The organism is uncultured Paracoccus sp. (assembly GCF_937873615.1).
GTDB lineage: Bacteria > Pseudomonadota > Alphaproteobacteria > Rhodobacterales > Rhodobacteraceae > Paracoccus.
The window spans coordinates 114,551-122,520 of record NZ_CALMYP010000032.1 but is presented as its reverse complement, the minus strand read 5'-3'; the positions used below and the strand labels follow the sequence as shown (position 1 = coordinate 122,520).

General features: G+C 63.5%; 8 protein-coding genes. 4 read left to right on the top strand and 4 right to left on the bottom strand.

Going from position 1 to position 7,970, the window contains the following annotated elements; translation table 11 throughout:
* From istA to Q0330_RS09080, 3 genes are all read right to left on the bottom strand, one after another.
* On the bottom strand, positions 1 to 1,164 hold a 1,164-nt coding region (istA, locus tag Q0330_RS09090; protein WP_299477616.1), incomplete at its 3' end, for an IS21 family transposase.
* Between the two features lie 158 nt (positions 1,165 to 1,322).
* Positions 1,323 to 2,090 (bottom strand): SDR family oxidoreductase, encoded by a 768-nt coding sequence (locus tag Q0330_RS09085; RefSeq protein WP_299477613.1) that lies wholly within the window; start codon positions 2,088 to 2,090, stop codon positions 1,323 to 1,325.
* Positions 2,087 to 3,292, bottom strand: a complete 1,206-nt coding sequence (locus tag Q0330_RS09080) for a mandelate racemase/muconate lactonizing enzyme family protein (protein ID WP_299477610.1) — start codon at positions 3,290 to 3,292, stop codon at positions 2,087 to 2,089. Before Q0330_RS09080 ends, Q0330_RS09085 begins: the two co-directional genes overlap by 4 nt.
* Before the next feature lie 129 nt (positions 3,293 to 3,421).
* Here Q0330_RS09080 and Q0330_RS09075 point away from each other — a divergent pair, with 129 nt between their 5' ends.
* From Q0330_RS09075 to Q0330_RS09060, 4 genes are all read left to right on the top strand, one after another.
* The gene (locus tag Q0330_RS09075; RefSeq protein ID WP_299477607.1) at positions 3,422 to 4,156 is read left to right on the top strand and encodes a GntR family transcriptional regulator; all 735 of its coding nucleotides are present in this window, start codon (positions 3,422 to 3,424) and stop codon (positions 4,154 to 4,156) included.
* A gap of 76 nt (positions 4,157 to 4,232) precedes the next feature.
* Positions 4,233 to 5,243, top strand: coding sequence for a TRAP transporter substrate-binding protein (locus tag Q0330_RS09070; protein ID WP_299477604.1), 1,011 nt, complete (start codon positions 4,233 to 4,235; stop codon positions 5,241 to 5,243).
* A 146-nt stretch (positions 5,244 to 5,389) separates the two neighbouring features.
* Complete coding sequence (locus Q0330_RS09065) at positions 5,390 to 5,878, top strand: TRAP transporter small permease (RefSeq protein WP_299477635.1); 489 nt, start codon at positions 5,390 to 5,392, stop codon at positions 5,876 to 5,878.
* Between the two features lie 4 nt (positions 5,879 to 5,882).
* Positions 5,883 to 7,202: a TRAP transporter large permease subunit gene (locus tag Q0330_RS09060; protein ID WP_299477601.1), complete on the top strand. Its 1,320-nt coding sequence runs from the start codon at positions 5,883 to 5,885 to the stop codon at positions 7,200 to 7,202.
* 11 nt (positions 7,203 to 7,213) lie between these two features.
* Here the strand turns inward: Q0330_RS09060 and Q0330_RS09055 are convergent, their stop codons facing one another.
* Positions 7,214 to 7,918 carry a GntR family transcriptional regulator gene (locus Q0330_RS09055; RefSeq protein WP_299477598.1) on the bottom strand — a complete coding sequence of 235 codons (705 nt, stop codon included), beginning with the start codon at positions 7,916 to 7,918 and terminating at the stop codon, positions 7,214 to 7,216.
* Positions 7,919 to 7,970 lie beyond the last annotated feature (52 nt).

The following is a 7,970-nucleotide window of genomic DNA, read 5'->3' as shown; positions in this document are numbered from 1 at the left end:
CCTTTCGAAGAAGCATGGACCGGATCGCTCATACACAGAAGATCTGACACTCTCGTCAAAGGGGGACAGCGCGGGATACTGGATCAGGGTATAGGCCGCCGCGCCCAGCGCGATGGCGGCGCCATTCCTCAGTATCGCAGCATTGCGGCTGTCTTCGAGCAGCAGGAAAACCAGCGCGAGCACGCCTGCCGAAGGAATGATCGCATAGCGAACCCAGTTGGGCCATTGCAAGCTGGTGCTGACCCCGCCAACCATCTGCGCAAGCTGACTGCCGCCGAATACCAGCGATATTAGCGCAAGAGCGATCAATCCGTCACGAAGGAACTCGGCCCCTCGGCGTGCCTGCGGGGGCAGTTTCTCCAGCATCAGATCGACCGAGACATGCCGCCCGCCATCCCAGGTCGGGAAGTTCGGGATCGGCACCATGAAGTTGCGCCGGGAATAGCCGACCAACCCTTCGACGGAACCCTTGTCGTTCCCCTTGCCGGGGCGCCCGTAGCGGTCCCGGATCACGTAGTGGGACAGCATCTCGCTGAAGAGCTTCGCGCGTCTGCGGGTTCCCTCCGGTTCAATCTTCGCAACAAGGCACCGGTCGTTGTCGAAGAGGATCGACAGCGGCACGGCACCGAAGAACCCAAAGGCATGGACGTGGCCATCCATCCAGGCTTCCGCCGTCGCCGCCGGATACGCACGCACGTAACAGGCATCACTGTGCGGCAGATCCAGAGCGAAGAAGTGCGCCTTCTGCTCAACTCCACCAATCACCACGACCGCTTCGCCGAAATCGGCCTGGGCATGGCCCGGTGCATGATCAAGCGGAACGAACATCTCCCGATGCTGCCGAGCGTGCTCCCGAACATAGTCTTTGATGATGGTGTAGCCGCCCTCAAACCCATGCTCATCTCGGAGCCGTTCGAAGATCCGCTTGGCGCTATGCCGCTGCTTGCGCGGTCGCTCCCGATCCTCCGACAGCCACTGGTCGATGATCCCGGTGAACCCATCCAGTTTCGGCCGCCGGATCGGTGCTGACCGCCGATAGCCGGGTGGGATCGAAAACGCCAAAATCTTCCGAACGCTGTCACGAGATATCCCGAAATGCCGGGCCGCTTCCCGCTGGCTCATGCCTTCTGCGCACGCCAGACGAACCTTGCGATACAAATCCACGGTGAAGATCCTCCCGCCCTCCCTCCGTCAAATAAGGAAAGGCAAAGGTGGACGACTTTTACGCCGCCCGCAGCAGGCTCATCCCGCCGCTACCGTGGACGACTTTCTCACCGCCGCTCTCACTTTCTGAAACTTGCGAAATTTGCGGTCGATCTACCTCACAGAACCGAGCTCATGCCGCCGTCGGCGAAGATCAGTTGCCCGGAGATATAGTTCGACGCATCCGAAGCCAGAAAGATCGCCAGACCGGCCAATTCCTCTGGCCTGCCCCACCGGCGCATCGGCGTGCGCCCCTTGACCCAGGCATCGAAGTCGCGGTTCGAAACCAACGCTTCGTTCATGTCGGTCAGCATGTAGCCCGGTGCGATGGCGTTGGACTGGATGCCCAACTCGCTCCATTCGGCGGCCATCGCCTTGGTGAGCATCTTGATGCCCCCCTTGGCCACGGTATAGGGCGCAACGGTGGCCCGCGCGAGATCCGAGGTCAGCGAGCCGATATTGATCACCTTCCCCTTGCCGCGTGCTGCCATGCGTCTGGCGGCCTCGCGCCCGACGACGAAGGCCGAAGTCAGGTTGACATCGATCACCCGCTGCCAGTCGGCGGTGGCAAGTTCCAGCATCGGCTTGCGGAACTGAATGCCGGCATTGTTCACCAGAATGTCGATCTCTTGCCCTTCTGCGTCGAAGGCGTCGAAGGCCGCGCAGATGGCCGCCTCGTCGGTCACGTCGAACAGCGCCCCCTCGACATCAAAGCCCGCGGCGCGCATATCATCTACCGCCTGCGCAAGACGCGCCTCGTTCGAGCCGTTGATGACTACCCTTGCGCCACAGGCGGCAAGCCCTTCGGCGATGGCGCGGCCAAGACCGCGCGATGAGCCGGTGATCAGGGCGGTGCGCCCGGTCAGGTCGAAAAGCGTCAGGCTCATGCGTCGACCTCCGATTTCCGGACGCTCAGATCGCTGCGCTCGAAGACCGCGGGCAGCAGTTCGGTGCCGAGGCCGGGGCCCTCCATCGGCAGGGCATGGCCGTCGCGGATCACCGGAAGTTCGGTCACCAGTTCCTTGTACCAGCCGGTATAGAAGGCGCGCACCGATTCCTGGATCAGCGTGTTCGGCTGACTGAAGGAACAATGCATGGCGGCGACGAAGCCCACCGGGCCGGTGCAGTCATGGGGCGCGAAGGGGCGGTGATAGGTATCCGCGAGCGCGGCGATCTTGCGGCCTTCGGTCAGCCCGCCGGTCCAGCACAGGTCGACCATGGCGATATGGGTGGCGCCCCGATCCAGCATGTCCTTGTAGGGGAAGCGCGATCCCAGCGTCTCGCTGGCGCAGATCGGGATGGAAGTCGATTGCGCCAGCTCGGCCAGGGCCTGGGCCGAATTCATGCGGATCGGATCCTCGATCCAGAAGGCGCCATAGGGTTCCAGCGCGCGGGCGATCTTCATCGCCATGGGCAGGTTCCACAGCGAATGCATCTCGACCATGATGTCCATCTTGTCGCCGACGCGCTTGCGGATCTTCTCGAACGGGTCGAGCGCGCGGCCCATCTCTTCGGCGCTGATCGACATGCCGCGATTGGCCTGGGCAACCGGGTCGAAGGGCCAGATCTTCATCGCCGTGATGCCGCTTTCCAGCAGGCTTTCGGCAAGTGCCCCGGCATCGGTCATGAAGGCGTTCAGATCTTCATAGGGGCCTTCGTCGCTGCCGATATTCCAGGTATCGACGGGGCGGATATTGTGGCTGCGGACATAGCCGTAGCCGGCACAGGTATTGTAGACGCGCAGCCGGTCGGTGTTCAGCCCGCCCAGCAGGTTATGCACCGGCTGGCCGGTCAGCTTGCCGAACAGGTCCCAGAGTGCGATATCCACCGCCGAGGCCGCGCGATATTCAACCCCGGTCGAGGATTGCGCCATCGGCAGATCGACCATGGTCCGGTTCAGCGCCTCGATCCGGGTCGGGTCCTTGCCGAGAAGCCGGATCGCCAGCGTGTCGTGGATATGCGCCTCGATCGCGGCGGCGCCATAGAAGGTCTCTCCCAGCCCGATCAGGCCCTGATCCGTATGCAGCCGGACCCACAGGACATTCGAGAACTCCTCGGTTCTCAGGGTCTCTATCGCGGTGATTTTCATGCGGCGGCCCCTCCCCGGGCGGGCTCGAATCGAATTGACTTGCAAGATATGCTGTGAAATATCAGAAAACATCATGGGAGGTCGAGGGTGAATTCTCTGACGGAGAAGACGCAGAAGGCAGTAGAGGGCATGGCGGAGGCAGCAATGCTGTCGGGGCCGGCCGATCTGACCGGCATGGCTTATGAGCGCATCGAGGAACTGTTCATCTCGTTGCAGCTCAAGCCGGGAATGAGCCTGCGCACCCAGGATCTGCAGGACCTGACCGGGCTGGGGCGGACGCCGGTGCACCAGGCGGTGCGGCGGCTGGCGGCGGAAACCCTGTTCGAGATTCTGCCTCGCAACGGGCTTTGCGTCGCCCCCATCGACCTTGCCCGCGAGAAGCGGCTGGCGATGCTCAGGCGCGACATGGACCGTTTCGTGCTGAGCGCCGCGATTGCCGGGATGGAGGGCAATCAGCGCGCCCGCCTGGGCCATATCCTGCGCCGCAGCGAGCAGGAGCGCGAGACCATCACGCTCGACCGTTTCAACATATTGGACAAGGCCTTCGATATCCTGATGATTCAGGCCTCGCGGGAACGCTTTCTGGAACGCAGCCTGCGCCCGCTGAAGGCTTTCGCGCGTCGCTCGGGCTATCTCGATATCAGCCGGATCAGCAGGCAGGACGGGCTGCGGGATTCGCTGGATCGTCACATCGCGATCATGCGGGCAGTGATGGATGGCGATGTCGCCTGCGCCTGCGCCATGTCCGACCGGCTGGTCGATCTGGGCGTGGAGATGCTCGACCGGCTGGAACGCGATATCGACCCGGGCCTGCTTGACCTCCGCATCGCCTTGCCCGACGCTTCCGGGCAGGAGGAGGTCTGAAAAGGAAGGCGCTGCGCCCCGAGGCGCGATGCCGGACAAACACCACCCGACAATCAACCAAACTAGGGAGAAGACCATGAAGATCATCCAGGCGGCCACCTTGGCCCTGATGCTGTCCGCAGGCGGTGCGGCGGCGCAGGATTACAGTTTCAAATTCCAGTCCTCGGACCCGGCGGGCAATCCGAATTTCGAGTTCCAGAAGGGCTGGACCGAACTCGTGGCCGAAAAATCGGGCGGCAAGGTTCAGATCGAGCTTCTGCCGGTCGGCTCGGTCGTCGAATATAACGAGACCCTGGACGCGGTTGCAGCCGGTATTCTGGACGGGCAGATCTGCGACAGTTCCTATTGGGCCGGCAAGGACCCGGCCTTCGGGCTGATCTCGAACCCGGTCGGGGCCTGGTCGGACCCCGAGCAGATGATCGACTTCGTCGAGAATGGCGGCGGCAAGGAGCTGATGCAGGAATTGCTGGGCGCTTACGGGCTGCATTTCATCGGCGTCTCGACCCCGGGTCTGGAAGCCTTCGTCTCGCGCGTGCCGCTGGACGGGGTGGATGACCTGAAAGGGGTGAAGATGCGCTCGCCCGAAGGGCCCATCGCCAATGTCTTCGCCGCCGCCGGTGCCTCGCCGGTGAACCTGCCCTCGGCCGAAGTCTTTACCGCGCTCGACAAGGGCGTCGTGGATGCGGCCGATTACTCGGTCTTTTCGGTGAACCAGGCGCAGGGGATGAACGACATCGCCCCGAACCCGGTCTATCCGGGCTTCCACTCGCTGCCGCTGGTCGAGGTGTCGATGAATGCCGCCAAGTGGGACGCGCTGCCCGACGATATCAAGGCCATGCTGGAAGAAACCGTGAAGGAGTTCCAGCAGACCCAGTTGCAAGGCAACCGCGACGCCGATCTTGCCGCAGTGGAACTGGCCAAGCAGAACCCGAAGATCACCGTGCATGACTGGTCGCCCGAGGAACGCGCGAAGTTCCGTGCCCTGGGCGTGGCCGAATGGGAAAAGATCGCCACCCAGTCGCCGATGTCGCAGAAGGTCTTCGACACGCTGACCGCCTATCTGAACGATAAGGGCATGCTGCAATAAGCCGGATCCGGTCGCCCCGCCTGAGGGGCGGCCGGTTTCTTTGAACGGGGGAGGGAGATCGCATGACCGAGCCGTCTCGGAAGGAAGAAATCGACATTGCCGCGACCAGCGAGGGCACGGGCAATATCCCGCCCGAGGCCGGGTTGATGGGGCTGATGGTCGACAAGGCCGGCTATATCTTTGCCGCCGGGATCGTCATATCGGCGGCCATCCTGCTGTCCGAGGTGTTCCTGCGCTATGCGCTGAACAGTCCGACCATCTGGGCGCATGAGACGACGGTGTTCCTGTGCGGCATGGCCTTCGTCTTCGGCGGGCTTTATTGCACCAGCCGCAACAGCCATATCCGGGTGGTGCTGATCTACGACATCCTGCCACCGGGGCTGCGGCGGATCTTCGACATCCTCATCTCGATCTCCTGCGCCATTGCTTCGGGCTTCTTCGCCTATGCGGCCTGGCACATGGTCACCCGCGCGGTCTGGACGCCCTCGGGCGAGATACGGCTGGAAACCACCGGCAGCGCCTGGAGCCCGCCGACGCCCGCGCTCGTCAAGATCTTCATCTTCGTCACCATGGTCCTGCTGGTCGTGCAGTTCCTGATCTTTGCGGTGAACTACGCCCGTCGGGCGAAAGGATAGGCCCATGCTGGATATCGGTTTCAACCTCCAGTCCCTCGGGATCGAATGGGGCACCCTGGTCATGTTCGCGATGCTGGTGCTGCTGCTGCTGACCGGCATGCCGCTGGCCTTCGTCACGCTGCTGGTGGCGCTGATCTTCGCGCTCGGCTGGTTCGGCCCGATGTCGATCCCGCTGATCACCAGCCGGGTCTATTCCTTCGTGATGAACTTCGTCTTCGTCTCGGTGCCGATGTTCGTGCTGATGGCGGCGATCCTCGACCGTTCGGGCATCGCCCGCGACCTGTTCGACGCGATGAAGCTGTTCGCCGGGCGCATCCGCGGCGGGGTGGCCATCCAGACCGTCTTCGTCTCGGTTATCCTTGCTGCCATGTCGGGCATCATCGGCGGCGAGATCGTGCTTCTCGGCCTGCTCGCCCTGCCGCAGATGCTGCGGCTGGGTTACGACCGCAACCTGGCCATCGGCGTGGTCTGCGCGGGCGGCTCGCTCGGCACCATGATCCCGCCTTCGATCGTGCTGATCATCTATGGCCTGACGGCCAATGTCTCGATCGGAGAGCTGTTCACCGCCTCTTTCCTGCCGGGCTTCATGCTCGCGCTGTTCTACTGCGCCTATATCCTGGTGCGCGCCTATGTGACGCCCGGCGCGGTGCCGCCGACCGATCCGACGCCGGTCCCGCGAGAGGAAAAGCTGCGCCTGCTCAAGGGGCTGACGCTGCCGCTTCTGGTGGTGGCTCTGGTGCTGGGCTCGATCTATGGCGGCATCGCTTCGGTGACCGAGGCCTCTGCCGTGGGCGTGGGCGGGGTGCTGCTGTCCACGGTTCTGCGCGGCGAGTTCACCTTCGCCCTACTGCGCGATGCGGCAATGCAGACGCTGGCGACGGTCGGCATGATCGTCTGGATCGGCATCGGCGCCACCGCCATCGTCGGGGTCTATAACCTGATGGGCGGGGTCAAGTTCGTCTCGGACATGATCACTGGAATCTCCGACAATCCGACGGTGATCCTGCTGGTGATGATGGCAATCCTGTTCTTCCTCGGTGCCTTTCTCGACTGGGTCGGGATCGCGCTGCTGACCATGCCGATCTTCGTGCCGATCATCGTCCAGCTTGGCATGGATCCGGTGTGGTTCGGAGTCCTGTTCTGCATGAACATGCAAGTCAGCTTCCTGTCGCCGCCCTTCGGTCCTGCGGCGTTTTATCTTAAATCCGTGGTCCCGCCCGAGATCACGCTGGGGATCATCTTCCGCTCGCTTCTGCCCTTCATCGGCCTGCAGATCCTGGCCATTGCTCTGCTGATCATCTTCCCCGGGATCACCGGACGCTGAGCAGGCGCCCGCTAAAGCGCAATCGCCTGCCGCCGGTCCTTCGCCAGAAGGCTGCGGATCTGGCCGACGATCAGGTCGGCATGCAGCGTCGCCAGGCGGTCGGCCTCGGTCACGTCCTGCGCCTCGATGGCGGCGACCATCTTGGCGTGGCCTCCGGTATCCGTCGATGGCGGCGCGTCGCCATAGGAGGAATAGTAAAGCCGCATGATCCGCCGCCCCTCGTCCAGCAGGCGGCAGAACAACCCGGTGTAATAGGGGTTGCGGCCGGCCTCGGCGATGGCGGCGTGGAAATCGCGGTTGGTGGCGATCATCGCCATGGCGTCGCGATCCGCCAGCGCCTTGTCGAAGGCGGCCTCATGGGCGCGGATGGCGACCAGATCGGCAGGGGTGCGGTTTTCCGCCGCGAGCCGCGTGGTGACGCGATACATCAGCGTCAGCGCGTCGAAGAAGTGGTGCATGTTCAGGAAGTCGATATTCGACACCACGGTCGAGCGGTTCGGCAGCGTCGTCACCAGCCCGTCGCCGGCCAGCCGCACCAGGGCCTCGCGGATCGGGGTGCGCGACATCGACAGGCGCTCGGCCAGCTGGATCTCGTCGATCGGGCTGCCGGGGGGCAGGGTCAGGTCGATGATCTCGTCGCGCAGGATCTCATAGACGAATTTCACGCCCTCGCCGCGTCTGCGTTCGGTTGGCGCTGCCGCCGGTTTCTTGCTCATCGTCGCGCCCTTCCTGTCGACATATTGCATAAAGCGGTGGCGCGGGCAGATC